Source organism: Streptomyces sp. NPDC003032 (assembly GCF_053591415.1).
In genome coordinates this window covers 133,082-156,795 of sequence record NZ_JBSFTT010000006.1, presented here as the reverse complement: position 1 = coordinate 156,795, position 23,714 = coordinate 133,082, and the positions used below count along the sequence as shown (strand labels likewise).

Genomic DNA, 23,714 nt, shown 5'->3' with positions numbered 1-23,714 from the left:
CCTGCGGCCTAAGCCTCAGCCCTTCTCGGCGGGCTTGGCATCGTCCTTGACCTCGTCCTTGGTGGCGTTCTTGGTGGCGTCCTTGGTGGCGTCCTCCGAGGACGAGGTCTTGCCGTCAGCCTTCAAAAGCTCCACAGAGGTACCGTCACTGTCACCCTCGCCGGAGGCACCCGGCTCCACGGTCTCCTCCCGCCCGGGGCGGGTCCTCGCCGACACCACGAGGTAGACCACCGCCAGCAGGAAGACCACGATCGCGGTCCACACGTTCAGGCGCAGACCGAGGACGTGGTGCGCGTCGTCGACCCGCATGTACTCGATCCAGCCGCGCCCGGCGCAGTACGACGCGACGTACAGCGCGAACGCCCGCCCGTGCCCGAGCTTGAAGCGGCGGTCGGCCCAGATGACGAGGACGGCGACGCCGACGCACCACAGGGACTCGTACAGGAAGGTCGGGTGGTACGTGCCGGGGATCCGGCCGTCCTCCGCCGAGGTGATCTTCAGCGCCCAGGGGAGATCCGTGGGCTTGCCGTACAGCTCCTGGTTGAACCAGTTGCCCCAGCGGCCGATGGCCTGGGCGAGGGCGATGCCGGGGGCCAGCGCGTCGGCCCAGGCCGGCAGCGGGATGCCCCGGCGGCGGCAGCCGATCCACGCGCCGACCGCACCGAGCGCGATCGCGCCCCAGATACCGAGGCCGCCCTCCCAGATCTTGAAGGCGTCCACCCAGTCACGGCCCTCGCTGAAGTACAGCTGGTAGTCCGTGATCACGTGGTAGAGGCGCCCGCCGACGAGGCCGAACGGAACGGCCCACACGGCGATGTCGGCCACGGTGCCGGGCCGGCCCCCGCGGGCGATCCACCGCTTGTTGCCGAGCCAGACGGCCACGAAGACGCCGATGATGATGCAGAACGCGTAGCCGCGCAGCGGAATGGGTCCGAGTTCGACCACACCGCGCGAGGGACTGGGAATGAAGGCAAGGTCCATGGCAGGTCCGACGCTACCGTGCCGGGCGGCGGGGGCGGCAACCAGCCCGGCTACGGGTCCATAACGGGCGCCCCCGGCTGCGGACTGCGGCCCTTGTCGGCGTTCTCCACCCGCTGCTTCAGCTTCTGCGGGGTCAGTGGGTTCTTCTCGTCCCCGAAGATGCTCTTGCCGTCGAGCAGCACGGTCGGGGTGCCCTGGAGCTTCGCGTCCTGGAAGGCCTTGTTCGACTTGGCGACCCAGCTGTCGTGCGTACCGTCCTCGACGCACTTCTTGAAGGAGTCCGTGTCGAGGCCGTCGACCTCTGCGGCCAGCTCGATCAGCCTGCTGTTCTTGCTGTACGCGTCCTCGGTCTCCGGAGGCTGGTTCTTGAAGAGCACGTCGTGGTACGGCGGGAACTTTCCGGCGTCCTGGGCGCACGCCGCCGCGTTGGCCGCGCGCAGGGAGCCGCTGCCGCCCATGTTCCCGTCGATGAGGGTCGCCAGGTGGTACTCGACCTTCAGCAGGCCCTTGCCGGCGAGTTCGTTGATCACCGTGCGGTAGGTGTCCTCGAACTGCTTGCAGGCGGGGCAGCGGAAGTCCTCCCAGATGGTGAGGGTCGACTTGGCGCTGTCCTTGCCGAGCGGGAGCGACAGCCGGTCCTTGCCGTTCGCCCCCTCCGGGACGGCCACCGGGCCCGAGGTGTCGCTCTTGTCGTCGCCGGACTTGGCGGCGAGCAGTCCCACCACGGTGGCGAGGCCGAGGACGCCGACCACCGCGGCGCCCACGATCAGCGCCCGGCGCCGCTTGTCGCGGCCCTTCTGCCGCTCTCGCTCCTCCGCCAGCCGCTCGCGGGCCGAACGCTTTCCCTCACGGTTCTTCTCACTCACACTCCGCCAACGAACCGGGGAGGCACGAGCGTGCCTCCCCGGTCCAGGTCCACCCGTACGAGTTACGCCTTGCCGCGAACCCCGTCGGCCAGCTCACCGGCGAGCGCGCGTACGGCGGCGAGCCCGGCGGCCTCGTCCGGCGCGTCCAGCATCCGCTGCACGAAGGCGGAGCCGACGATCACGCCGTCGGCGAAGCCCGCGACCTCGGCGGCCTGGCGGGCGTTGGAGACGCCGAGGCCGACGCAGACCGGCAGGTCGGTGGTGGCCTTGGTGCGCCGCACCAGGTCCCGCGCCTGCTCTCCGACGGACTCGCGGGTGCCGGTGACGCCCATCAGCGACGCCGCGTACACGAAGCCGGAGCCCGCCGCCGTGATCGTGGCGAGCCGCTCGTCCTTGCTGCTCGGCGCGACCACGAACACCGTGGCGAGGCCGTGCTTCGCGGCGTGCTCGCGCCACAGCTCGGACTCCTGCACGGGCAGGTCGGGCAGGATGCACCCGGCGCCGCCCGCCTCGGCCAGCTCGGCGGTGAAGCGTTCCACGCCGTAGCGGTCGATCGGGTTCCAGTACGTCATGATGAGCACCGGCTTGCCGGTCGCCTCATGGGCCTCGCGGACGGTCCGCATCACGTCGCGGATCTTGAGGCCGCCGCGCAGGGCGATGTCGTCGGCCGTCTGGATGACCGGGCCGTCGAGCACCGGGTCGCTGTGCGGCAGACCGACCTCGACCACGTCCGCGCCGCCGTCGAAGGCCGCCTTGACCGCCGCGATGCCGCCGTCGACGGTGGGGAAACCGGCGGGCAGGTACGCGATGAGCGCCGAACGCCCCTCAGCCTTGGCGGCCGCGAGGGTGTCGTCCAACAGCTGCTTGTTGCCGCTCACTTGGCGTCCCCCTTGATCTCCGCGCCGGTGGCGGACGCGTCCGCCTCGACGGCGGCGTCCGTGTCGTACAGGCCGAAGTAGCGCGCGGCCGTGTCCATGTCCTTGTCGCCGCGCCCGGAGAGGTTGATGACGATCAGCCCGTCCTTGCCCAGCTCCTTGCCGACGTCGAGCGCCCCGGCGAGCGCGTGGGCGCTCTCGATGGCCGGGATGATGCCCTCGGTGCGGGAGAGGAGCCGCAGGGCCCGCATGGCGGCGTCGTCGGTGACCGCGCGGTACTCGCCGCGGCCACTGTCCTTGAGGTAGGCGTGCTCGGGGCCGATGCCGGGGTAGTCGAGTCCGGCCGAGATCGAGTAGGGCTCGGTGATCTGGCCCTCCTCGTCCTGGAGGACGTAACTGCGGGAGCCGTGCAGGATGCCCGGCTCGCCCGCCGTCAGCGTGGCCGCGTGCTCGCCGGTCTCGACGCCGTGCCCGGCGGGCTCGCAGCCGATGAGGCGTACGTCCGCGTCGGGGATGAAGGCGTGGAAGAGGCCGATGGCGTTGGAGCCGCCGCCGACGCAGGCGACGGCGGCGTCGGGCAGCCGTCCGGCGCGCTCCAGGATCTGCCGCCTGGCCTCGACGCCGATGACGCGGTGGAAGTCGCGGACCATGGCGGGGAACGGGTGCGGTCCGGCGACGGTCCCGAAGAGGTAGTGAGTGCGGTCGACGTTGGCGACCCAGTCGCGGAACGCCTCGTTGATGGCGTCCTTGAGGGTGCGGCTGCCGGACTTCACGGCGATGACCTCGGCGCCGAGCATGCGCATGCGGGCCACGTTCAGGGCCTGGCGCTCGGTGTCGATCTCACCCATGTAGATGGTGCATTCGAGGCCGAAGAGCGCGCACGCGGTGGCCGTGGCGACGCCGTGCTGGCCGGCGCCGGTCTCCGCGATGACGCGGGTCTTGCCCATGCGCTTGGTGAGCAGGGCCTGGCCGAGCACGTTGTTGATCTTGTGCGAGCCGGTGTGGTTCAGGTCCTCGCGCTTGAGGAAGACGCGGGCGCCGCCGGCGTGTTCCGCGAAGCGGGGCACCTCGGTGAGGCTGCTGGGCCTTCCCGTGTAGTGGACGAGCAGGTCGTCCAGCTCGGCGGCGAAGGCGGGGTCGCTCTTCGCCTTGTCGTACTCGACGGCGACCTCGTCCACGGCGGCGACGAGGGCCTCCGGGATGAATTTTCCGCCGAAGGCGCCGAAGTAGCCTTCGGTGCTGGGTACTTGGCCCTCGGGGTCCGGGATGAAGAACTGGCTGGGCATGGCTGATACCTCGCTGGGGCGCTGGGCTGACGTCTGTCGAAAACACGCCTTGGCGCCGTGGCCGATCAAGGTCTCGGCGCGACCGCGGCCCCTATCGGGCTGGTCGCGCAGTTCCCCGCGCCCCTTTCAGGGGCGCTTCAGCTCAGGCGGCGCTCAAGCGCCGTCGCCATCGCATCCCGGGGATCTGGCCCGGTTCCGAACCGATGTGGTACCGCACCCGCCTGCCCCGCACGCGCCGCGCGGGCGCCCGGCAGCCGCGGGGGCGGCAGCCGGGGGCGAGGCGGGCGGCGATAGGCATGGCGGTGGGGTCAGCTCCGTCCGTGCCGGAGGGCCGGGTGCGTGCCCGCGGCGACCAGGTCGGAGACCGCGGCCTTCGGGTCGCGGCCGGTCACCAGGGACTCGCCCACGAGCACCGCGTCGGCGCCCGCGTTGGCGTACGCGATCAGGTCGTGCGGGCCGCGCACACCGGACTCGGCGATCTTGACGACGCTGTCCGGCAGCTCGGGGGCGATCCGCTCGAACACGGTGCGGTCGACCTTGAGGGTCTTGAGGTCGCGGGCGTTGACGCCGATGACGCGGGCGCCCGCGTCCACGGCGCGCTCGGCCTCGTCCTCGTCGTGCACCTCGACGATCGGCGTGAGGCCGATCGACTGGGCGCGCTCGATGAGGGACTCCAGGGCGGGCTGGTCCAGGGCGGCCACGATCAGCAGGGCGAGGTCGGCGCCGTACGCCCGCGCCTCCCACAGCTGGTACGAGGTGACGATGAAGTCCTTGCGCAGGACCGGGATGTCGACCTTGGCGCGGACGGCCTCCAGGTCGGCGAGCGAGCCGCCGAAGCGGCGCTCCTCGGTGAGCACGGAGATGACGGAGGCGCCGCCCGCCTCGTAGTCGGCGGCGAGCCCGGCGGGGTCGGCGATCGCGGCGAGCGCGCCCTTGGAGGGGCTGGAGCGCTTGACCTCACAGATGACCTTCACGCCGTCGCCACGCAGGGCGGCCACGCCGTCCTTGGCCGCGGGAGCCTTGGCCGCGCGTTCCTTGAGCTCGTCGAGGCTGACGCGCGCCTGCCGCTCCGCGAGGTCGGCACGGACTCCGTCGATGATCTCGTCGAGCACACTCACGCGAGCGGTCCCCTTCCCTGACGGTTGAAGCTGACGTTCAAGCTGGTCACTGCGATGGTATCCGCAGCAGGGCGAAGGCCCCGCATCCGGTTGACGCCCATCCCACGACCTGGACATTCACCACCCGTGCGGCCTCCGCGTTCAGGGGTGCAGCCAGGCCCCGAACGGCAGATTGCGTACGAGGGTGAAGACCGCGACCAGCACGCCGACGCCCCACAGTCGCGCCGTGCCCAACGCGATCCGCAACGGCCGCCCGCGCACCGCCTTGACCACCCAGACGGCCCACACCGCCGCGAAGAGGCCGTATCCGATGACGGCGAGCGCGTTGGCGCCGAGGGCCGCGGCGAGGTCGCCGTGGACGAAGGCGTGGGCGCTGCGCAGGCCGCCGCAGCCGGGGCAGTGGACGCCGGTGAGGCGCAGGAGCGGGCAGGCGGGGTAGTGGCCGGGCTCGTTCGGGTCGACGGCGCCGACGTACGCGAAGGCCCCGGCGACGGCGGCGAGCGCACCGGTCGGCACGGCCAGACGGGCCAGGATGGCGGGCGTGCCCTTCCGGGCGGTCTCGGCGGTCACCCGTGCATTCTGCCCCGCGCGGGGGGGACGACGCCCGGTGGGCGCACGCGGAAGGAGGCGGCTCCGGCTGCTGCCGGGACCGCCTCTTCTGGTACGGCGAATTCTCTACGGCGAACCGTACGGTGCGCGTCAGCTCTCGGAGTGTGCGGCCTCGCGCTGCGGGCGGGGCTTGTTCTGGCCGAGGCCCGCGGCGCGCATGGCGACGCCCACGACGCCGCCGATCGCGATGATCGCCATGCCGGCCCAGAACCCGGGCACGTTGGCCATCACCATGAAGGCACCCGCGACGCAGAAACCGATGAAGGCGATGATGACACCGGTCCAGGCGGCCGGGGTGTGTCCGTGGCTGCTGCCCGCCATGACTTGCTCCTCGTTGCTGTTTTCGTGGTGGTGGGTCGGACGCCCACCGCGAGTCGGACGCTCGCGGCCATTGTCCCGTACCCGCGCGTATGTGGTGAGCGCGGGGTCACGCTTCGCGCGTCGGGTCCTCGCCGCGGTCGAGGGCCTTCCACAGTTCCTCGGGCCGTTCGGGGTCCGGGGCGCGGCGGGCCCTGCGGGGGCTGGGCGAGCCGTCGCGTTCGTACCGTCCGGACATCGCGGGCCACGAGCGGCCGTACGTGAGTGCGAGGAGCCCGGCGAGCAGGAGCAGGACGCCCGCGGCGGCCGCGGCGTACGGCCAGCCGGTGTGGCTGAGGTCGCCGATGGTGGCGGCGGCGTCGCCGGACGCGGTGGCGGCCTTCTCGTCGAGCGCGGCGCTGTCGTCCGCGCCGAGCAGGGCCGCGGCCACGGTGCCGGCGCCGCTGAGCGCGAGCAGCAGGGAGACCAGGGCGCGTCCGGTGCGGCGGACCGCGAAGACCGCGACGAGGGCGGCGAGGCCCACTATCGCGAGGGCCGCGGGCACGCCCGTGACGTCGCTGCCCTTGGCGGTCAGGGGCAGGTCGCCGCCGGCCACCGACGCGGTCCCGTGGGCCCAGGCCTGGCGGGAGGCGAGCAGGGCGAGGGCCGCGCCGACGGCGCCGAGGAGCAGCGCGGCGGCGATGCTGCGCCTGCTGCCGCGCTGCTCCCGGGTCTCGGGCTGGGCGTCGGTACGGGGCGGTGGTACAGCGGAAGTCACCTCTCCACTATCCCTCACGGCTTCCCGGGGCGTGCAGGCGGTTGGCCGTGTGGATGGCGCGGAGCACGGCGGCGGCCTTGTTGCGGCACTCGGTGTCCTCGGCGACGGGGTCGGAGTCGGCGACGACCCCGGCGCCCGCCTGCACATACGCCGTGCCGTCGCGGAGCAGGGCGGTGCGGATGGCGATGGCGGTGTCGGAGTCGCCCGCGAAGTCGAGGTAGCCGACGCAGCCGCCGTACAGCCCGCGCCGGGACGGTTCCAGTTCGTCGATGATCTGCATCGCGCGGGGCTTGGGGGCGCCGGAGAGGGTGCCTGCGGGGAAGCAGGCGGTGAGCACGTCGAAGGCGGTGCGGCCCTGGGCGACCTGTCCGGTGACGGTCGAGACGATGTGCATGACGTGGGAGTACTTCTCGATGGACATGAAGTCGACGACCTCGACGGAGCCGGGCTCGCAGACCCGGCCGAGGTCGTTGCGGCCGAGGTCGACGAGCATCAGGTGCTCGGCGCGTTCCTTGGGGTCGGCGAGGAGTTCGTCGGCGAGGGCCTGGTCCTCCCGCGGGGTGGCGCCGCGGTGCCGGGTGCCGGCGATGGGGTGGACCATGGCGCGTCCGTCCTCGACCTTGACGAGGGCTTCGGGGCTTGAGCCGACGACGTCGAATCCGTCGAGGCGCAGGAGGTACATGTACGGCGACGGGTTGGTGGCCCGCAGCACCCTGTACACGTCCAACGCGCTTGCGTCGCACGGGGTTTCGAAGCGCTGCGAGGGCACGACCTGGAAGGCCTCGCCGGCCCGGATGCGCTCCTTGATGTCCTCGACGGCGTCCTGGTACTGCTCGCCGCCCCACAGCGCGGTGTACTCCGGCAGCTCGGAGGGCGGGAGGGCGGCCGGGGGCTGGGCGACGGGGCGCGAGAGGTCGGCCTCCATGGCGTCGAGCCGGGCGGTCGCGTCGGCGTACGCCTCGTCGACGCCGGTGTCCAGGTCGTTGTGGTTGATCGCGTTGGCGATCAGCAGGACGGAGCCGTCCCAGTGGTCCAGGACGGCGAGGTCGCTGGTGAGCAGCATGGTCAGCTCGGGGAGTCTCAGGTCGTCCCGCTCGCCGGGGCCGATCTTCTCCAGGCGGCGCACGATGTCGTAGCCGAGGTAGCCGACCATGCCGCCGGTGAAGGGCGGCAGCTGGCCGGCCAGGTCACGTGGGGTGTGCAGGAGGTCGACGGTGGCGCGCAGCGCGGCGAGCGGGTCGCCGGAGGTGGGGACGCCGACGGGCGGGGTGCCCAGCCAGTGGGCCTCGCCGTCACGGACGGTGAGGGTGGCGGCGCTGCGGACGCCGACGAAGGAGTAGCGGGACCAGGTACGGCCGTTCTCCGCCGACTCCAGGAGGAAGGTGCCGGGGCGTTCGGCGGCGAGCTTGCGGTACAGCCCGACGGGGGTGTCGCCGTCCGCGAGGAGCTTGCGGCTGACGGGGATCACTCGGCGGTCGGCCGCGAGCTTGCGGAAGGTCTCCAGGTCCATGGCAGCGACCCTACTGACCGGGTGCCGGTTCGCCGGACAGCGGCAGCACGTCGGAGTCGAAGCAGGTGCGCGTGCCCGTGTGGCAGGCGGCGCCGACCTGGTCGACCTGGACGAGGACGGTGTCCGCGTCGCAGTCCAGGGCGACTTCCTTGACGTACTGGAAGTGCCCGGAGGTGTCGCCCTTGACCCAGTACTCCTGGCGGCTGCGGGACCAGTAGGTGCAGCGCCCGGTGGTGAGGGTGCGGTGCAGCGCCTCGTCGTCCATCCAGCCGAGCATGAGCACCTCACCGGTGTCGTACTGCTGGGCGATGGCGGGGAGGAGGCCGTCGGCGCTGCGCTTGAGGCGCGCGGCGATCTCCGGGTCGAGGCCGCTGCTGGGCGGGGGCACGCTGGTCATGCGCCCATTGTGCCGCGATCCGGCCGCCCGCCCGGCGTGCGTCCACTGTCCGGACCGGGCGGGTGGTCGTAGGCTTGCTCACATGTCGACCCATGCCAAGCGTGAACGCCTTCTCCTCGCCGACCTGTTGGAGGCGGAGGGGCCCGAGGCCCCCACCCTGTGCGAGGGCTGGAGGACCCGCGATCTCGCGGCCCACGTGGTGGTGCGCGAGCGCCGCGCGGACGCCGCGGGCGGGATCCTGATCAAGCAGCTCGCGGGGCGCCTGGAGCGGGTGCAGGCGGAGTTCGCCGCGAAGCCGTACGAAGAGCTGATCCAGCTGATCAGGACCGGGCCACCGCGCTTCTCGCCCTTCAGCCTCAAGCAGGTGGACGAGGCGTCGAACGCCGTCGAGTTCTACATCCACACCGAGGACGTGCGCCGCGCGCGGCCCGACTGGACCCCGCGCGACCTAGACCCGGTCTTCTCCGACGCCCTGTGGTCCCGCCTGGAACGGACGGCCCGCCTGGTCGGCCGCAAGGCCCCGGTGGGCCTGGTCCTGCGCCGCCCGAACGGCCAGACGGCGGTGGCGCACCGGGGCACCCCGGTGGTGACGGCGACGGGCGAGCCTCCCGAGCTGCTGCTGTTCGCCTACGGCAGGCAGGACGTCGCGGACGTGGCCCTGGAGGGGGACAAGGCCGCGATCGCCGCCCTGCACGAGACGAAGCAGCTGGGGCTGTAGAGAGGACGACCTACCGCACCGGGTGCCCGGCCTCTCGTAGCGTCTCCTTCACCTCGCCGATCCGCAGATCACCGAAGTGGAAGACCGACGCCGCGAGGACCGCGTCCGCGCCCGCCGCGATCGCCGGGGGGAAGTGGGCCAGGCGGCCCGCGCCGCCGGAGGCGATGACGGGGACCGTGACGTGCTTGCGTACGGCCGCGATCATCTCGATGTCGTAGCCGTCCTTGGTGCCGTCGGCGTCCATCGAGTTGAGCAGGATCTCGCCCGCGCCAAGATCGGCGGCCTGGTGCGCCCATTCGACGGCGTCGATCCCGGCGGACTCGCGGCCGCCGTGGGTCGTCACCTCGAAGGAGCCGGACGGCGTGCGCCGCGCGTCCACCGAGAGGACGAGGACCTGGCGGCCGAAGCGCTCGGCGATCTCGCGGATCAGGTCGGGGCGGGCGATCGCCGCCGTGTTCACGCCGACCTTGTCCGCGCCCGCGCGCAGCAGCTTGTCGACGTCCTCGGCGGCGCGTACACCACCGCCGACCGTGAGCGGGATGAAGACCTGCTCGGCGGTGCGGCGGACCACGTCGTACGTCGTCTCGCGGTTGCCGGACGACGCGGTGATGTCCAGGAAGGTCAGCTCGTCGGCGCCCTCGGCGTCGTACACCTTGGCCATCTCGACGGGGTCGCCCGCGTCGCGCAGGTTCTGGAAGTTGACGCCCTTGACGACGCGGCCGTTGTCCACGTCGAGGCAGGGGATCACGCGTACGGAGAGGGTCATGCGGGGGCTCCTCGGAAGGCTTCCAGCTCCACTTCGACGAGGAGGCGCGAGTCGACGAAGCCGGAGACGACCACCAGGGTCATCACCGGGCGCACGGCGTCGAAGACCTCCTTGTGCGCACGTCCCACCGCGTCGACGTCCCGCGCGTGGGTGATGAGGAGGCGCACGGCGATCACGGACTCGGGGCCGAGCCCGAACTGGGCGATCGCCTCCAGCGCGTTGGCCATGGCGACCCGCGTCTGCTCGTAGGGGTCGCCCTCGCCGTACAGGATGTCGCCCTTGAAGGACGTGGTGCCGCCGACCACGACCCGGTCGCCCGCCTCGACGGCCCGGGCGAAGCCGAAGGCCTCCTCCCACGGGCTGCCGCTCTGCACTCGTCGTACGCCACTCATCGCGACACGGCCTCCAGTGCTTCCTCCAGCGTGAACGCCTTCGCGTACAGCGCCTTGCCGACGATGGCGCCCTCGACGCCGAGCGGGACGAGCTCGGCGATGGCGCGCAGGTCGTCGAGGCTGCTCACCCCGCCGGAGGCGACCACCGGGCGGTCCGTCGCCGCGCACACGTTGCGCAGCAGCTCCAGGTTCGGGCCCTGGAGTGTGCCGTCCTTGGCGATGTCCGTGACCACGTAGCGCGCGCAGCCCTCGGAGTCGAGGCGCTCCAGGGTCTCGTAGAGGTCGCCGCCGTCGCGGGTCCAGCCGCGGCCGCGCAGCGTCGTGCCGCGTACGTCGAGACCGACCGCGATCTTGTCGCCGTGCTCGGCGATGACCTTGGCGACCCACTCGGGGGTCTCCAGGGCGGCCGTGCCGAGGTTGACGCGGGTGCAGCCGGTGGCGAGCGCGGCGGCCAGCGTGGCGTCGTCGCGGATGCCGCCGGACAGCTCGACCTTGATGTCCATGGCCCCCGCGACCTGGGCGATCAGCTCGCGGTTGTCACCGGTGCCGAACGCCGCGTCCAGGTCCACCAGGTGCAGCCACTCGGCGCCCGACCGCTGCCAGGCGAGGGCGGCCTCCAGCGGGGAGCCGTAGGAGGTCTCCGAGCCGGACTCGCCGTGGACGAGGCGTACGGCCTGGCCGTCGCGGACGTCGACGGCGGGGAGGAGTTCGAGGGTGCTCACAGGGTTCCGATCCAGTTGGTGAGGAGCTGGGCGCCGGCGTCGCCGGACTTCTCGGGGTGGAACTGCGTGGCGCTCAGGGCGCCGTTCTCGACGGCCGCGACGAAGGGCTCGCCGTGCGTGGACCAGGTGACGTGCGGGGCGCGCATCGCCGGGTTCGCGACTTCGAGGGACCAGTGGTGCACGGCGTAGGAGTGCACGAAGTAGAAGCGGGCGTCGTCGTCCAGGCCCTTGAAGAGCGTGGACCCCGCCGAGGCCTGGACGGTGTTCCAGCCCATGTGCGGGACGATCTCGGCCTTCAGCGGCTCGACCGTGCCTGGCCACTCGTCCAGGCCCTCGGTCTCGACGCCGTGCTCGATGCCGCGCGCGAAGAGGATCTGCATGCCCACGCAGATGCCCATCACCGGGCGGCCACCGGCGAGGCGGCGTCCGACGATCCAGTCGCCGCGCGCTTCCTTCAGGCCCCGCATGCAGGCGGCGAAGGCGCCGACGCCGGGCACGAGCAGGCCGTCGGCGTTCATGGCCTTGTCGTAGTCGCGCGTTATCTCGACGTCGGCTCCCGCGCGCGCGAGGGCGCGCTCGGCGGAGCGGACGTTGCCGAAGCCGTAGTCGAAGACGACGACCTTCTTCTGGGGAGCCTTCTTCTGGGGAGTGCTCATGTCGCGTACGCCTCCCGTCAGTTCCAGTAGTCGAGCCGCAGGATGCCCGCCGCCAGACACATCACCGCGCCGATGGAGAGCAGCGTGATCAGGCTCTTGGGCATCCCCTGCTTGACGAAGGAGATGATGCCGCCGATCAGGAAGAGACCGACGACGATGAGGATGGTGTTGAGGCCCGTCATGGGTTACAGCGCGCCCTTCGTGGAGGGAAGGATTCCGGCCGCGCGCGTGTCGCGCTCCGAGGCGTAGCGCAGCGCGCGGGCCAGGGCCTTGAACTGGCACTCCACGATGTGGTGGGCGTTGCGCCCGTACGGCACGTGGACGTGCAGGGCGATCTGCGCCTGCGCGACGAAGGACTCCAGGATGTGCCGGGTCATCGTCGTGTCGTACGAGCCGATCATGGGCGCCATGTTCTCGGGCTCGGTGTGCACGAGGTACGGGCGGCCGCTCAGGTCGACGGTCACCTGGGCCAGCGACTCGTCGAGCGGGACCGTGCAGTTGCCGAAGCGGTAGATGCCGACCTTGTCGCCGAGGGCCTGCTTGAAGGCGGCGCCGAGCGCGAGCGCGGTGTCCTCGATGGTGTGGTGCGTGTCGATGTGCAGGTCGCCCTCGGTCTTGACCGTGAGGTCGAACATGCCGTGGCGGCCGAGCTGGTCGAGCATGTGGTCGTAGAAGCCGACCCCGGTCGACACATCGACCTTTCCGGTGCCGTCGAGATCGATCTCGACGACGACCGACGTCTCCTTCGTGGTCCGTTCGACCCGTCCTACGCGGCTCATGCGCCCTGCTCCTTCTTGAGTTCGCGTACCGCATCGAGGAACGCGTCGTTTTCGTCGGGGGTTCCCGCGGAGACCCGCAGCCACCCCGGTACGCCGTTGTCCCGGACCAGGACGCCCCGGTCGAGGATCCGCTGCCACATCTGGTGGGAGTCCGGGAACCTGCCGAACTGCACGAAGTTCGCGTCGGAGTCCGTCACCTCGTAGCCCATCGCGCGCAGCTCGGTGACGAGGCGGTCGCGCTCGGCCTTGAGCTGCTCCACGTACTTCAGGAGCGTGTCGGTGTGCTCCAGGGCGGCGAGCGCCGTGGCCTGGGTGACGGCCGACAGGTGGTACGGCAGGCGCACCAGCTGCACGGCGTCGACGACCGCCGGGTGGGCGGCGAGATAGCCGAGGCGCAGACCGGCCGCGCCGAAGGCCTTGGACATGGTCCGCGATATGACGAGGTTCGGCCGCCCCTCGATCAGCGGGAGCAGCGAGTCGCCGTGGCTGAACTCGACGTACGCCTCGTCCACGACCACCATCGACGGCTTGGCGGCCTGCGCGGCTTCGTGGAGCGCGAGGACCGTCTCGGCCGGGACGGCGTTGCCCGTGGGGTTGTTGGGTGTCGTGATGAAGACGACGTCCGGCTGGTTGTCGGCGATGGCCTTCGTCGCCGCCTCCACGTCGATCGTGAAGTCGTCGTGGCGCGGCCCCGAGATCCAGGCCGTGCCCGTGCCGCGCGCGATCAGACCGTGCATCGAGTACGAGGGCTCGAAGCCGATGGCCGTCCTGCCGGGGCCGCCGAAGGTCTGCAGGAGCTGCTGGATGACCTCGTTCGAACCGTTGGCCGCCCAGACGTTGGCGCGGGTGACCTCGTGGCCGGTGGTGCGCGTGAGGTAGCGGGCCAGTTCGGTGCGCAGCTCGACCGCGTCCCGGTCGGGGTAGCGGTTGAGGTCGCGGGCGGCCTCGCGGACCCGCTCGGCGATGCGCTCGACGAGCGGCTCGGGGAGCGGGTAGGGGTTCTCGTTGGTGTTCAGGCGTACGGGTACGTCGAGCTGGGGGGCGCCGTAGGGGGACTTGCCGCGCAGCTCGTCGCGGACGGGAAGGTCGTCAATGTCGGTCACTTGCTCTCCGGTACCTTCCATCCGAACCTCGCCTTGATCGCCGCGCCGTGCGCCGGCAGGTCCTCCGCCTCGGCGAGCGTCACCACGTGGTGGGCGACGTCGGCGAGCGCCTCGCGCGAGTAGTCGACGATGTGGATGCCGCGCAGGAACGACTGGACGGACAGGCCCGAGGAGTGGCAGGCGCAGCCGCCGGTCGGCAGGACGTGGTTGGAGCCCGCGCAGTAGTCGCCGAGGGAGACCGGCGCCCAGGGGCCGACGAAGATCGCGCCCGCGTTCCTGACGCGCTCCGCGAGGGCGGCGGCGTCGGCGGTCTGGATCTCCAGGTGCTCGGCGCCGTACGCGTCGACGACCCGCAGCCCCTCCTCCAGGCCGTCGACCAGGACGATCGCGGACTGGCGGCCTTCGAGCGCGGGCACGATCCGGTCCTCGACGTGCTTGGTCGCGGCGACCTGCGGCTCCAGCTCCTTGGCGACCGCGTCCGCGAGCGCCGCGGAGTCGGTGACGAGGACGGCGGCCGCGAGCGGGTCGTGCTCGGCCTGGCTGATCAGGTCGGACGCGACGTGCGCCGGGTCGGCGGTGTCGTCGGCGAGGACGGCGATCTCGGTCGGTCCTGCCTCGGCGTCGATGCCGATCCTGCCGGTGAAGTAGCGCTTGGCGGCGGCGACCCAGATGTTGCCGGGGCCGGTCACCATGTTGGCGGGCGGGCAGGACTCGGTGCCGTACGCGAACATCGCGACGGCGGTGGCGCCGCCCGCCGCGTACACCTCGTCGATACCGAGCAGGGCGCACGCGGCGAGGATCGTCGGGTGCGGCAGACCGCCGAACTCGGCCTGCGCCGGGGAGGCGAGGGCGATCGACTCCACGCCGGCCTCCTGGGCCGGGACGACGTTCATGATCACGGAGGACGGATACACGGACCGGCCGCCGGGCGCGTACAGCCCGACCCGGTCGACCGGCACCCACTTCTCGGTCACCGATCCGCCGGGCACGACCTGGGTCGTGTGCGTCGTACGGCGCTGCGCGCGGTGGACGAGACGGGCCCGGCGGATCGACTCCTCCAGGGCCTCGCGCACGGCGGGGTCGAGACCGGTCAGCGCCTCGGCCAGCGCCGCCGCGGGCACCCGGACCTGGTCCAGGCGTACGCCGTCGAATTTCTCCGCGTACTCGATCAGCGCCGCGTCGCCGCGATGATGCACGTCCTCGCAGATCGGCCGCACCTTCTCCAGGGCGGCAGCGACGTCGAAGTCGGCACGGGGCAGCAGAGCGCGCAGGGCGGGGCCCTCGGGGAGGGCGTCGCCGCGCAGATCGATTCGAGAGATCACATGGCCAATTCTCTCAGACCTTCTTTCGGCGCCGGTCGCCGTATCACTGGCTGATATGAACCCCGGAACACCGCGTTCACCATTAGCGTTCAGCCGGTCACACAGCGGGCATGAAACGGGTGTACGACGCATCAGTACACCGCGACGAGGAGGACGGAAGCAGTGGTCGACGACTCCGCCGCCGGTGACCCGCCGGACGGGCTGACCGCCGCGGAGATCGGCATGTGGCAGGCCTTCCGCAACGGCAGCGTCTACGACCTCAGGTCGGGCGACGCCGCGGCGGACGATCCGCACGGCGGGCATCCCTGGGGTCCCGAGCGCAGTGTGCGGGGGCGCATCGTGTGCTGGCTGCTGCTCGACGGGCCGCCCGCGCTGGCGGGCCGCGTCTCCTCGCTGAAGCTGGCGGGCGTACAGATCACCGACGTGCTCGATCTCGCGGGCGGGACCGTCGTCCCGTACACCGAGATGAAGCACTGCCGCTTCGAGAAGGAAGTCCTGCTGCCCGAGTCCCGCTTCGCCACGCTGCGGCTCGTCGACTGCTCGATCCCGCGCCTGGAAGCGGCCCGGCTGCACACGGAGGGCGATCTGCACCTGCCGCGCTGCCGGGTCCACAACGGCATCCGCCTCACCGACGCCCAGATCGGCACCGACCTGCTCCTGAACCAGGCGGTGGTCTACCGCGACCGGCGCGGCCGCTCGATCACCGGCGACGGCCTCGCCGTCGGGCAGGACCTCCAGGCCGAGATGATGGAGTCGCACGGCGAGCTGAGCCTGCGCGGCGCGAAGGTCGGCGTCTCGCTGAGCCTGCGCGGCAGCAGGCTGATCAACCAGTACGGGCGGTACGCGCTCAACGCCCCGCAGCTCACCGTCGAGCGCACGCTGTATCTGACCCCGGCCGCCGTCGGCAATCCGCCGCAGACCAGCGGCACGACGCCGGCGCGCGGCACCCGTGTGCAGCGCTTCGAGTGCGAGGGCGGCATCCGTCTCGACGACGGCCGCTTCGGTGACGCCATCGACTTCGCGCAGGCCCGCTTCACGCTCCGACACGACCAGGAGATCTCGCTGCGCCGCGTCCAGACGCCCGAGCTGCGCTTCCTCGGCGAGGCGCCGCGGCTCGGCAAGGTCGTCCTGTCCGGCGCCAAGGTCGTCAACCTGATCGACAGGGCGGCCAGCTGGCCCGGCCCCGGCAGCCTCCAGATGGGCGGTTTCAGCTACGAGAACCTCGTCCCGCAAGGCAGTTTCCCGCTCTCCCGGCGGCTGAGCTGGGTGGCGGCGGCGACCGCCGAGTACAACCCCGAGCCGTACGAGAAGCTGGCCGCCGTGCTCCGTGAGGGCGGCGAGGACGCCGACGCCCGGGAGGTACTCCTCGCCAAGCAGCGCAGACGCCGCGAGACGCTGCCGCTGGCGGCGAAGCTGTGGGGGTACGCGCAGGACTGGACGGTCGCGTACGGCTACCGGCCGGGCCGCGCGGCGGTCTGGATGGCGGTGCTGTGGGCGATCAGCGCGGTGGCGTTCTCGCACGCGGAACACCCGGCGATCAAACCGGGCGAGCACCCCAACTGGAACCCGGCGCTCTTCTCCCTCGACCTGCTGCTGCCCGTGATCAACCTCGGCCAGGACAGCTACTGGCAGCTGGGCGGCGGCTGGCAGTGGTTCTCGACCGCGCTGATCCTGCTCGGCTGGGTCCTGGCGACGACGGTGGCGGCGGGCGCGACGCGGCTGCTGCGGCGCAACTGACGTCCGCCGCGTTCCGGGCGGGGCCCGCGGCCGAACCGTTATCCGGCCACGGGCAACCTTCGCCCCCCTTTGACCGTCCTCCCTGCGCGACCAACAATTGAGCAACCACGACGGTGACCGGCACCCGCGCGAGCGCGACGCCGGTTGAGGCCCAAAGGAGGGCACGGTGCTGCGTGCCTTCATCCGTACCGCCCGCATGGTCCGGCACACCCCCCGGCTCGCCGCCGGGCTGCCGCCGGACGACGAGGTACTCCTCGACGTGCCCGACGAGCGGCTCGCCCCCGCGCTCGTCGCCGCCGGGCGCGGCGACCACGGCCCGGCGGCCAAGCTGCTCGCCACCACCCGCGAGGCCGCCGAGTGGGAGAACCGCGACCGCTACACCACCCGGCTCGCCGCCTTCGCCCGCTCCCGCCCCGAGTGGTTCGACGACTGGCTCGGCGCGTCACCGCACGACCCGGACGCCCTGCTCGTCAAGGCCGAGCTGGCGGTCGTCCGCGGCTGGGAGTCACCGGCCCGCGCCGAGCTGCTGCGCGAGATGAGCCCGCTGCTCACCGCCGCCGCCGAGGCCGACCCGCGCGACCCGGTGCCCTGGCGGATCGCCCTGGACCACGCCCGCGGCACCCACGCTTCGCACACCGTCTTCGAACAGCTGTGGGAAGAGGCGGTGCGCCGCTCCTCGTACCACTACGGCTGCCACGCCTCCGCCCTCCAGTACCTGTCGGCCGCCTGGTACGGCTCGCACCGCGAGTGCTTCGACTTCGCCGAGCGCGCCGCCTCGGACGCGCTGCCCGGCTCGCTGATACAGGTGCTTCCCGCGCGGGCCGCGTTCGCCTGCCTCACCAGTCCGTCGGGGAGTGTGCCGCGCGAGCGTCTGGACGCGGCGGCCGACCTCGCGATCGGCCTCTCCCGGGAGTACGGGCCCTGCGACCCGTGGCCCGCCGAGGTCCGCAACCTCCTCACGTACGTCCTGGTCCGCCTGGAACGCTGGGACGACGCCCTCGAACAGCTGCGCCTCATCGGCCCGTACGCGACGTCCTTCCCCTGGGACCGGATGGCCGACGATCCACTGGGCCAGTTCCTGGAACTGCGTGACGGCATACGCATCGAAGTGGCGTCGATGACCCCGCTGCGGCCGCCGCGCGGACGCGTGCGCTCCGACGAGCATTAGGCTTGCCGGTCGTGACCATCCGGCTTCCGCTCTTTCCGCTCAACTCGGTGCTGTTCCCCGGCCTCGTCCTGCCGCTGAACGTCTTCGAGGAGCGATATCGCGCCATGATGCGCGAACTGCTCAAGACCCCCGAGGAGGAGCAGCGCCAGTTCGCCGTCGTCGCCATCCGCGACGGCTCCGAGGTGGCGCCGAGCGCGCCCGGCCTCCCCGACCCGACGGCGCCGCCCGAGCAGGGCCCCGCCGCGGGCTTCGGCGACGACCCGCTGAAGGCCTTCCACGCCATGGGCTGCGTGGCGGACGCGGCGACGATCAGGGAGCGCGCCGACGGCGGCTTCGAGGTCCTCGCCACCGGCACGGCTCGGGTGCGGATCCGCTCCGTCGACGCCTCGGGCGCCTTCCTCACCGCGGAGGTCGATGAGGTGCCGGAGGAGCCGGGCGAGGGCGCGGGCGCGCTCGCCGAAGGTGTCCTGCGCGCCTTCCGCGCCTACCAGAAGCGGCTGGCCGGGGCGCGGGAGCGCTCACTGGCGACGGGGGCGGAGCTGCCGGACGAGCCGTCCGTGGTGTCGTACCTGGTCGCCGCGGCGGCCGTCCTGGACACCCCGACGAAGCAGCGGCTCCTGGAGGCGCCGGACACCGCGTCGCGGCTGCGGGACGAGCTGAAATTGCTGCGCGCCGAGACCGCGATCATCCGTAATCTGCCGTCGCTGCCCGCGACGGACCTGACGCGCGGGACGACCAGCCTCAACTGACGTATGGCCCTGAGCACGTATGCCCTGAGCACATACGCCCCGAGCACGTAAGGCGAGCACCTTGGCGAAGAAGCAGAGGAAGCAGCAGGCGGCCGGGACCCCGGCGACGGTGGCGCTCACCGCGGCGGGCGCCGCCTTCACGGTCCACGCCTACGAGCACGACCCCGCCCATCCCTCGTACGGCGAGGAGGCCGCGCAGGCCATGGGCGTCTCCCCCGGCCGGGTCTTCAAGACGCTGGTCGCCGAGGTCGACGGCGAGCTGACCGTCGCCGTCGTGCCGGTCGCGGGCTCCCTGGACCTGAAGGCGCTGGCCGCCGCCGTCTCAGGAAAGCGCGCCGCGATGGCCGACCCGGCGGCCGCCGAGCGCACCACGGGCTATGTGCGGGGCGGCATCTCCCCGCTCGGCCAGCGCAAGAAGCTGCGTACGGTCCTGGACGACTCGGCGTCGGCGTACGCCACGATCTGTGTCTCGGCGGGCCGCCGGGGCCTGGAGGTGGAGCTGGCGCCGGGCGACTTGGCGGAGCTGACGGGGGCGGTGCTGGCGCCGATCGCCAGGACGTGACCGTGCTCCGCGCCCTCGCCCTCGTTCTCGTTCTCGTTCTCGTACGACGTGAAAGTGCCCTCGACACCTGCGCGGGGCGGCACTAATAACCCAAGGCATGTCGAAGAAGACGCGCATGCGGAAGTGGCGGGCGAAGAAGCGCAAGGCCAACCACGGAAAGCGCCCCGCCTAAACGTCGCGGGGCTCCCCGTGCGGCCCCCCGTAGGGCTCGCCGTAGGCCATCGGGTACGGCTCGGGGTCGCGCGGACCGAACAGCGCGGTGAGGCCGAGGTGCACGGCCAGCGCGGCCACCGGCCAGGCGAGGAGTGTGCCCTTGGCCTTGAGTTCCAGCGGTGCGTTGAAGACCACGCCCTTGCCGACGGCCTTGGCGTGCGCGACGACGTCCGTGTCGGGGCCGAGCATGCCCCCCGCCTTCCAGGCCAGCAGGGCGCCCAGCAGGCTGCCGAGCGCGAGCCCGGCGACCAGCGCGATGCCGCCGCTCCTGCGCACCAGGAAGGCGACCACGCCGCTGACGGCGCCGAAGCCGAGCGCGAGCAGAGTGAACGTTCCGTCGACACCGATCGCCTGTTCGCCCTCGGTGTCCTTGAGGTACACCGCCTCGCCGTCCGAGATGAGCGGGATGCGCGGCGCCAGCCAGATCCACAGCGCACCGAGCACCAAGCCGCTGAGAGCCACCACGACCATGATCGCTGCGGCCTGCAGCAGTTCCTTCTTCATGCCGGGCCCGTCCTCCTCGTGGCCGTGCGGAGGCATCGCTCCGGACGGCTGCGCGGGTACCTGCCAGGGGTCGTTCGAGGATCGGTCGTGCGGCGGTTGGGAGGGTGTCAGCGGTGCGGTCACCCACACATCGTGCCAGTACCGCCTGTGCGGCGCGTCACCGGACGGCCGCGCGGCGGTACGCCCAGGTGGCGACGGTGAGCGAGGCGACGCCGACCCCCGCGCAGACCGCGAGGTCGAGGGCGACGACGGCCCAGTCGGGGTCCGGCCCGAACGTATGCGCGAACGCCTCCACTCCGTACGTGGACGGCAGCAGGTCACGCGCGTACTGCAACAGGGGCGGCATACGGTCGGCCGGGAGCACGCCGAGCAACAGCGCCGCCGACATGCCCATCTGGCCGAGCAGCGTGGCCAGTTCGGGCCGCGGCGCGAGCAGCCCGAGCGCGGCACCGAGCCCCGCGAGGGCGGCGCCGGCCAGCGGGATCACCGCGAGGAGCACCCACAGGTGGGTGAGCGGAAGCCCGAAGAGCCCGCATCCGACGATCGCCGTCACGACGGTGCCGGGCACCGTGAAGGAGGCGTACGCGGCGGCGGCGCCCAGCACCACGGCGGCGGGCGGCACGGGCAGCGTGGCGTAGTGGTCGAGGCCGCCGTCGGCGCGGAGCTGCCCGAAGTACTGCGCGAGCAGATTGAGCGCGACGAACGCGACAACGAGCACGGACGACCCGGCGACGACCGCCCGCGCCTCCCCGCCCCCGTCGACGACACCACGCATCAGGATCATGATCCCGACGGACTGGAAGGTCGCCACGAAGAGCAGCGGTATCCGGGCGACCCGCGCGCGGGAGAGCTGGGCGCGGTATACGGCCGCGAGCGCGGGAAACAGCCGGGCACGCGCACCGAGCGGCGCGGGCCCACTGAGGACCGGCTCGTCCCGGTCTTCGACCCGCACCACGGCTTCAAGCGGAACGGCACTCACCGACGAACCCCTCTGTCACTGTTCCTACGTCGTTCCTACGTCCATGGCTCGATGCGGGGCAAACGGGTGGGTGAGTGGGAGACATCCGCCGCGAAGCGGCGGCGCAGGGCCCCCACCACAAGCCCTCAGCAAGAGTCACGCCTTCACCAGCCCCCGCCCACTCCCGCCCAACGCGAGATAAACGTCCTCCAGACTGGGCGTGGCCAGCGTGAAGTCGTCCAGCGCGGCAAAGGCGGCCCCGCCAGTAACCGCCGCGACGGCCGCACGCGCCTCATCGGGCGCGAGCCGCAGAGACCACCGCCGCCCCGACTCGACGGCAAGGGAGCGGAGCGCGGCCACTTCAGGGACGCCGAGCGGCGCCCGTTCCCGCCACACCAGCTCCACCCGCACCTCGTCCGCCACCTGCTCCTTGAGCCCGGCCGGACTGTCACAGGCGATGACCCGCCCCTGGTCGAGCACGGCGACCCGGTCGAGCACGGTCTCCGCCTCGATGACGTTGTGCGTGACGAGCAGCACGGTCGTCCCGCGCTCGGCCCGGCGCCAGTCGATCGCCGCCCACACGGCACGCCGCGCGACGGGGTCCATCCCGGTGGTGGGTTCGTCCAGGACGAGCAGCGGCCGCTCCCCCACCAGCGCGGTGGCGAAGCAGGCGAGCCTGCGCTGCCCCCCGGAGAGCTTCTTCAGCGGCCGCGAGGCCAGCGCCGTAAGTCCCAGTTCCTCAAGGACCGCGTCCCGCTCCCCTCGCGCCCGGCGCAGGTCGAGCCCGCGCAGCCGTCCGGTCGTCTCGACGGCGAGCGACACGGTCAGCTCGTCGAGCGCGGTGGACTCCTGCCCGAGGTAGGCGAGAATCCGCGCGGCCCGCTCGGGGTGGCGCACGATGTCGTGCCCGAGGATGTCGACGCCGCCGCTGTCGGGCCGCATCAGCCCGGTCAGCTGGCGTACGAGGGTGGATTTGCCGGCGCCGTTGGGGCCGAGCAGCCCGAAGATCTCCCCGCGCCGGACCGTCAGGCAGATGCCGTCGGTGGCGCGGATCTCGGGCGTCGCGGGCCTGCCGCGTCTGCCGCGGGCCGCGGGGTAGGTCTTGACCAGGTCGCGCACCGCGCAGACGGCGTCGCTGCCGTGTTCCTGACGGAGTCCCTGTCGGACTGCCGGTGCCGGGCGCGTACTCACGAAGGACGAGCCTACGGGGTCCACGGGCGCGGACGACGCCCGGGGCGCCCCGTACGCCCCGTATCAGTCACCTGCCCGGTCTCCCGCGGGCACGTGCTCGGCGGCCGTCCGCACGTCGACCTCCCGCCAGAAGCCGGCCCGGATCGCGTACCGGTCGTGCTCGTCGATCTGGTCGTCCTTGTGGGCGAGCAGACCGAAGCGTGCCGCGTAGCGCAGCAGCTCGCCGTCGATGCGGTGCGGGATGCGGGGGTACATCGTCGACAGCTTCTGCAGGTTGTGCTGCTCGGGAAGGCGCGCCATCCAGCGCCGGGCGAACACCTGCCCGACCTCAAAAGGGTCACCGCCGACGGTGGTGATGTCCTCCTCCCGGTCCGCCCAGCGCTGCTCGGCCGTCGTCAGCTGGGCGAGGGTGGGCAGGGCGGCGGCCTCGGGGCTCTCGGGCGCGCCGCCGGGCCGTTCGACCCAGCCCTTGTCGGAGGACCAGCGCAGCGTCGCGTTCGTGGGGTGATGGGTGGTCTGGGTGCCGGGGCCGCGCAGCGCGGCGAGGTCCTTGGGGGTCGGCACGCCCTTGTTCGCGGCGCCGCGGTGCTCGCCGGCCTCGCGGCCGTTGGTCGTGGCGTCGGCGTGCCGGGCGGGGGCGGCCTCCTCCTCGGCGCGCTGGGCGGCGGCGGCGAGCGCGGACTCCGGGAGCGGCGCGGAGAGGATCGCGGCGATCTCTGGGCGCGGCACGGGCGGCGGCGCGCAGATGCCGGTGAGTTCCTTGGGGCGTACGGCCTTGGTGATCCACGCCCGGTCGAGCACGCGCCGCTCGTCGGCCTCGGCGACGAGGTCCTCCGACTGGTTGTAATCGCCGTCGGCGGCCTGCACGGCCCAGAGGTGGACGGCGACGCCGTGTTCCTTGGCGGCCATCATTCCGGGCAGCAGATCCCCGTCGCCGGTGACGAGCACGATGTCGGAGCAGGCGCGGTTGCGGGCCAGCTCGGTCAGCTCGGCGTGCATCGCGGCGTCCACGCCCTTCTGCGCCCACCGCCCGTCGCTGCGGGTCAGGGCGCCGAGGCGGACCGTGACGCGCGGCATGACGCGCAGCCGCCGGTGCTCGGGCTGCGGTACGCGGTCGGGGGCCCCGTCGAACCAGTAGATGCGCAGCAGGGGCCGCTCGGTGTCGGATTCCGCGCGCTCGCGCAGGCCCTGGATCAGGGCGGTGTGATCGACGGTGATCCGGGATCTGGACGGTTCGCCCGCGAGGAGACTCGCGGCGGCACCCAGCAGATACCCGGCATCTACCAGGACGATGCAGCGGTCCACGCGATCCACCCTCTTTCCCTGGAGGTTCTCCGGCCTTCGGCGGACGTTCCTGAAAAGTGCCCGGAGGTTCCTGGACGTTCCCTCGAAGGCCCGCGAACACACCCTGTGACGGATACGAATCAGGGGTGCGGGTGCGGGGCCGCGTCGGGTTT

At 72.2% G+C, this 23,714-nt stretch carries 28 protein-coding genes; 5 read left to right on the top strand and 23 right to left on the bottom strand.

Going from position 1 to position 23,714, the window contains the following annotated elements; genetic code table 11:
• Positions 1–15: 15 nt before the first annotated feature.
• The 11 genes from lgt to hisI all read right to left on the bottom strand — a co-directional run bounded on the left by lgt (position 16) and on the right by hisI (position 8,717).
• Positions 16–981 carry a prolipoprotein diacylglyceryl transferase gene (gene lgt / locus ACWDZ7_RS11000; protein ID WP_451796375.1) on the bottom strand — a complete coding sequence of 322 codons (966 nt, stop codon included), beginning with the start codon at positions 979–981 and terminating at the stop codon, positions 16–18.
• Positions 982–1,031: 50 nt separating this feature from the next.
• Positions 1,032–1,847 carry a DsbA family protein gene (locus ACWDZ7_RS10995; RefSeq protein WP_451796374.1) on the bottom strand — a complete coding sequence of 272 codons (816 nt, stop codon included), beginning with the start codon at positions 1,845–1,847 and terminating at the stop codon, positions 1,032–1,034.
• Positions 1,848–1,909: 62 nt separating this feature from the next.
• Positions 1,910–2,725, bottom strand: coding sequence for a tryptophan synthase subunit alpha (trpA, locus tag ACWDZ7_RS10990; protein ID WP_451796373.1), 816 nt, complete (start codon positions 2,723–2,725; stop codon positions 1,910–1,912).
• Positions 2,722–4,008 (bottom strand): tryptophan synthase subunit beta, encoded by a 1,287-nt coding sequence (gene trpB, locus ACWDZ7_RS10985; RefSeq protein WP_451796372.1) that lies wholly within the window; start codon positions 4,006–4,008, stop codon positions 2,722–2,724. The genes trpA and trpB overlap by 4 nt, the downstream gene beginning before the upstream one ends.
• Before the next feature lie 142 nt (positions 4,009–4,150).
• A complete protein-coding gene (gene trpM, locus ACWDZ7_RS10980) occupies positions 4,151–4,306 on the bottom strand; it encodes a tryptophan biosynthesis modulator TrpM (protein ID WP_451796371.1) in 156 nt (51 codons plus the stop codon).
• Positions 4,307–4,316: 10 nt separating this feature from the next.
• Positions 4,317–5,126 carry an indole-3-glycerol phosphate synthase TrpC gene (gene trpC, locus ACWDZ7_RS10975; protein ID WP_451796370.1) on the bottom strand — a complete coding sequence of 270 codons (810 nt, stop codon included), beginning with the start codon at positions 5,124–5,126 and terminating at the stop codon, positions 4,317–4,319.
• A gap of 141 nt (positions 5,127–5,267) precedes the next feature.
• Positions 5,268–5,696, bottom strand: coding sequence for a DUF2752 domain-containing protein (locus ACWDZ7_RS10970; RefSeq protein WP_451796369.1), 429 nt, complete (start codon positions 5,694–5,696; stop codon positions 5,268–5,270).
• Between the two features lie 129 nt (positions 5,697–5,825).
• Positions 5,826–6,056, bottom strand: coding sequence for an HGxxPAAW family protein (locus tag ACWDZ7_RS10965; RefSeq protein WP_451796368.1), 231 nt, complete (start codon positions 6,054–6,056; stop codon positions 5,826–5,828).
• Positions 6,057–6,162: 106 nt separating this feature from the next.
• Entirely contained in the window at positions 6,163–6,810 is a 648-nt protein-coding gene (locus tag ACWDZ7_RS10960) for a TIGR02234 family membrane protein (protein WP_451796367.1), read from the bottom strand.
• 7 nt (positions 6,811–6,817) lie between these two features.
• On the bottom strand, positions 6,818–8,320 hold the full coding sequence (locus tag ACWDZ7_RS10955) for an anthranilate synthase component I (RefSeq protein WP_451796366.1): 1,503 nt from the start codon (positions 8,318–8,320) through the stop codon (positions 6,818–6,820).
• 10 nt (positions 8,321–8,330) lie between these two features.
• Positions 8,331–8,717, bottom strand: coding sequence for a phosphoribosyl-AMP cyclohydrolase (gene hisI / locus ACWDZ7_RS10950; RefSeq protein ID WP_399924210.1), 387 nt, complete (start codon positions 8,715–8,717; stop codon positions 8,331–8,333).
• 82 nt (positions 8,718–8,799) lie between these two features.
• On the opposite strand from hisI, the gene ACWDZ7_RS10945 reads away from it, so the two are divergent.
• Positions 8,800–9,435: a TIGR03085 family metal-binding protein gene (locus ACWDZ7_RS10945; RefSeq protein ID WP_451796365.1), complete on the top strand. Its 636-nt coding sequence runs from the start codon at positions 8,800–8,802 to the stop codon at positions 9,433–9,435.
• A 10-nt stretch (positions 9,436–9,445) separates the two neighbouring features.
• Here ACWDZ7_RS10945 and hisF read toward each other — a convergent pair whose 3' ends face one another.
• The 8 genes from hisF to hisD are packed head-to-tail and all read right to left on the bottom strand — an operon-like array spanning position 9,446 to position 15,175.
• Complete coding sequence (hisF, locus tag ACWDZ7_RS10940; RefSeq protein ID WP_451796364.1) at positions 9,446–10,201, bottom strand: imidazole glycerol phosphate synthase subunit HisF; 756 nt, start codon at positions 10,199–10,201, stop codon at positions 9,446–9,448.
• Positions 10,198–10,593 (bottom strand): RidA family protein, encoded by a 396-nt coding sequence (locus ACWDZ7_RS10935; RefSeq protein WP_451796363.1) that lies wholly within the window; start codon positions 10,591–10,593, stop codon positions 10,198–10,200. The genes hisF and ACWDZ7_RS10935 overlap by 4 nt, the downstream gene beginning before the upstream one ends.
• The gene (gene priA / locus ACWDZ7_RS10930; protein ID WP_451517949.1) at positions 10,590–11,315 is read right to left on the bottom strand and encodes a bifunctional 1-(5-phosphoribosyl)-5-((5-phosphoribosylamino)methylideneamino)imidazole-4-carboxamide isomerase/phosphoribosylanthranilate isomerase PriA; all 726 of its coding nucleotides are present in this window, start codon (positions 11,313–11,315) and stop codon (positions 10,590–10,592) included. Before priA ends, ACWDZ7_RS10935 begins: the two co-directional genes overlap by 4 nt.
• A complete protein-coding gene (gene hisH, locus ACWDZ7_RS10925; RefSeq protein ID WP_451796362.1) occupies positions 11,312–11,971 on the bottom strand; it encodes an imidazole glycerol phosphate synthase subunit HisH in 660 nt (219 codons plus the stop codon). Before hisH ends, priA begins: the two co-directional genes overlap by 4 nt.
• Positions 11,972–11,988: 17 nt before the next feature.
• On the bottom strand, positions 11,989–12,153 hold the full coding sequence (locus ACWDZ7_RS10920; RefSeq protein WP_055550328.1) for a hypothetical protein: 165 nt from the start codon (positions 12,151–12,153) through the stop codon (positions 11,989–11,991).
• A gap of 3 nt (positions 12,154–12,156) precedes the next feature.
• Positions 12,157–12,750 carry an imidazoleglycerol-phosphate dehydratase HisB gene (hisB, locus tag ACWDZ7_RS10915; RefSeq protein ID WP_451517952.1) on the bottom strand — a complete coding sequence of 198 codons (594 nt, stop codon included), beginning with the start codon at positions 12,748–12,750 and terminating at the stop codon, positions 12,157–12,159.
• The gene (locus ACWDZ7_RS10910) at positions 12,747–13,874 is read right to left on the bottom strand and encodes a histidinol-phosphate transaminase (RefSeq protein ID WP_451796361.1); all 1,128 of its coding nucleotides are present in this window, start codon (positions 13,872–13,874) and stop codon (positions 12,747–12,749) included. The genes hisB and ACWDZ7_RS10910 overlap by 4 nt, the downstream gene beginning before the upstream one ends.
• The gene (hisD, locus tag ACWDZ7_RS10905; RefSeq protein ID WP_451796360.1) at positions 13,850–15,175 is read right to left on the bottom strand and encodes a histidinol dehydrogenase; all 1,326 of its coding nucleotides are present in this window, start codon (positions 15,173–15,175) and stop codon (positions 13,850–13,852) included. The genes ACWDZ7_RS10910 and hisD overlap by 25 nt, the downstream gene beginning before the upstream one ends.
• A 222-nt stretch (positions 15,176–15,397) precedes the next feature.
• Here hisD and ACWDZ7_RS10900 point away from each other — a divergent pair, with 222 nt between their 5' ends.
• From ACWDZ7_RS10900 to ybaK, 4 genes are all read left to right on the top strand, one after another.
• Positions 15,398–16,912, top strand: coding sequence for an oxidoreductase (locus tag ACWDZ7_RS10900; RefSeq protein ID WP_451796526.1), 1,515 nt, complete (start codon positions 15,398–15,400; stop codon positions 16,910–16,912).
• A gap of 196 nt (positions 16,913–17,108) precedes the next feature.
• The gene (locus tag ACWDZ7_RS10895; RefSeq protein ID WP_451796525.1) at positions 17,109–18,080 is read left to right on the top strand and encodes a hypothetical protein; all 972 of its coding nucleotides are present in this window, start codon (positions 17,109–17,111) and stop codon (positions 18,078–18,080) included.
• Between the two features lie 2 nt (positions 18,081–18,082).
• Positions 18,083–18,829 (top strand): LON peptidase substrate-binding domain-containing protein, encoded by a 747-nt coding sequence (locus ACWDZ7_RS10890; protein ID WP_451796359.1) that lies wholly within the window; start codon positions 18,083–18,085, stop codon positions 18,827–18,829.
• Between the two features lie 61 nt (positions 18,830–18,890).
• Entirely contained in the window at positions 18,891–19,391 is a 501-nt protein-coding gene (ybaK, locus tag ACWDZ7_RS10885) for a Cys-tRNA(Pro) deacylase (RefSeq protein ID WP_451796358.1), read from the top strand.
• A gap of 168 nt (positions 19,392–19,559) precedes the next feature.
• Here the strand turns inward: ybaK and ACWDZ7_RS10880 are convergent, their stop codons facing one another.
• The 4 genes from ACWDZ7_RS10880 to ACWDZ7_RS10865 form a co-directional block, all read right to left on the bottom strand.
• Complete coding sequence (locus ACWDZ7_RS10880) at positions 19,560–20,231, bottom strand: DUF2567 domain-containing protein (protein ID WP_451796357.1); 672 nt, start codon at positions 20,229–20,231, stop codon at positions 19,560–19,562.
• Between the two features lie 34 nt (positions 20,232–20,265).
• Positions 20,266–21,087: an ABC transporter permease gene (locus tag ACWDZ7_RS10875; protein WP_451796356.1), complete on the bottom strand. Its 822-nt coding sequence runs from the start codon at positions 21,085–21,087 to the stop codon at positions 20,266–20,268.
• A gap of 135 nt (positions 21,088–21,222) precedes the next feature.
• Positions 21,223–22,257 carry an ABC transporter ATP-binding protein gene (locus tag ACWDZ7_RS10870; RefSeq protein WP_451517959.1) on the bottom strand — a complete coding sequence of 345 codons (1,035 nt, stop codon included), beginning with the start codon at positions 22,255–22,257 and terminating at the stop codon, positions 21,223–21,225.
• Positions 22,258–22,320: 63 nt separating this feature from the next.
• Positions 22,321–23,562 carry an NYN domain-containing protein gene (locus tag ACWDZ7_RS10865; RefSeq protein ID WP_451796355.1) on the bottom strand — a complete coding sequence of 414 codons (1,242 nt, stop codon included), beginning with the start codon at positions 23,560–23,562 and terminating at the stop codon, positions 22,321–22,323.
• Positions 23,563–23,714: the final 152 nt, after the last annotated feature.

Coding starts and splice junctions, on each gene's coding strand:
- lgt (WP_451796375.1), bottom strand. CDS start 981: ATGGACCTTGCCTTCATTCCCAGTCCCTCGCGCGGTGTGGTCGAACTC.
- trpB (WP_451796372.1), bottom strand. CDS start 4,008: ATGCCCAGCCAGTTCTTCATCCCGGACCCCGAGGGCCAAGTACCCAGC.
- trpM (WP_451796371.1), bottom strand. CDS start 4,306: ATGCCTATCGCCGCCCGCCTCGCCCCCGGCTGCCGCCCCCGCGGCTGC.
- ACWDZ7_RS10965 (WP_451796368.1), bottom strand. CDS start 6,056: ATGGCGGGCAGCAGCCACGGACACACCCCGGCCGCCTGGACCGGTGTC.
- ACWDZ7_RS10955 (WP_451796366.1), bottom strand. CDS start 8,320: ATGGACCTGGAGACCTTCCGCAAGCTCGCGGCCGACCGCCGAGTGATC.
- hisI (WP_399924210.1), bottom strand. CDS start 8,717: ATGACCAGCGTGCCCCCGCCCAGCAGCGGCCTCGACCCGGAGATCGCC.
- ACWDZ7_RS10945 (WP_451796365.1), top strand. CDS start 8,800: ATGTCGACCCATGCCAAGCGTGAACGCCTTCTCCTCGCCGACCTGTTG.
- hisF (WP_451796364.1), bottom strand. CDS start 10,201: ATGACCCTCTCCGTACGCGTGATCCCCTGCCTCGACGTGGACAACGGC.
- ACWDZ7_RS10935 (WP_451796363.1), bottom strand. CDS start 10,593: ATGAGTGGCGTACGACGAGTGCAGAGCGGCAGCCCGTGGGAGGAGGCC.
- hisH (WP_451796362.1), bottom strand. CDS start 11,971: ATGAGCACTCCCCAGAAGAAGGCTCCCCAGAAGAAGGTCGTCGTCTTC.
- ACWDZ7_RS10920 (WP_055550328.1), bottom strand. CDS start 12,153: ATGACGGGCCTCAACACCATCCTCATCGTCGTCGGTCTCTTCCTGATC.
- hisB (WP_451517952.1), bottom strand. CDS start 12,750: ATGAGCCGCGTAGGACGGGTCGAACGGACCACGAAGGAGACGTCGGTC.
- ACWDZ7_RS10910 (WP_451796361.1), bottom strand. CDS start 13,874: ATGGAAGGTACCGGAGAGCAAGTGACCGACATTGACGACCTTCCCGTC.
- ACWDZ7_RS10900 (WP_451796526.1), top strand. CDS start 15,398: ATGTGGCAGGCCTTCCGCAACGGCAGCGTCTACGACCTCAGGTCGGGC.
- ACWDZ7_RS10895 (WP_451796525.1), top strand. CDS start 17,109: ATGGTCCGGCACACCCCCCGGCTCGCCGCCGGGCTGCCGCCGGACGAC.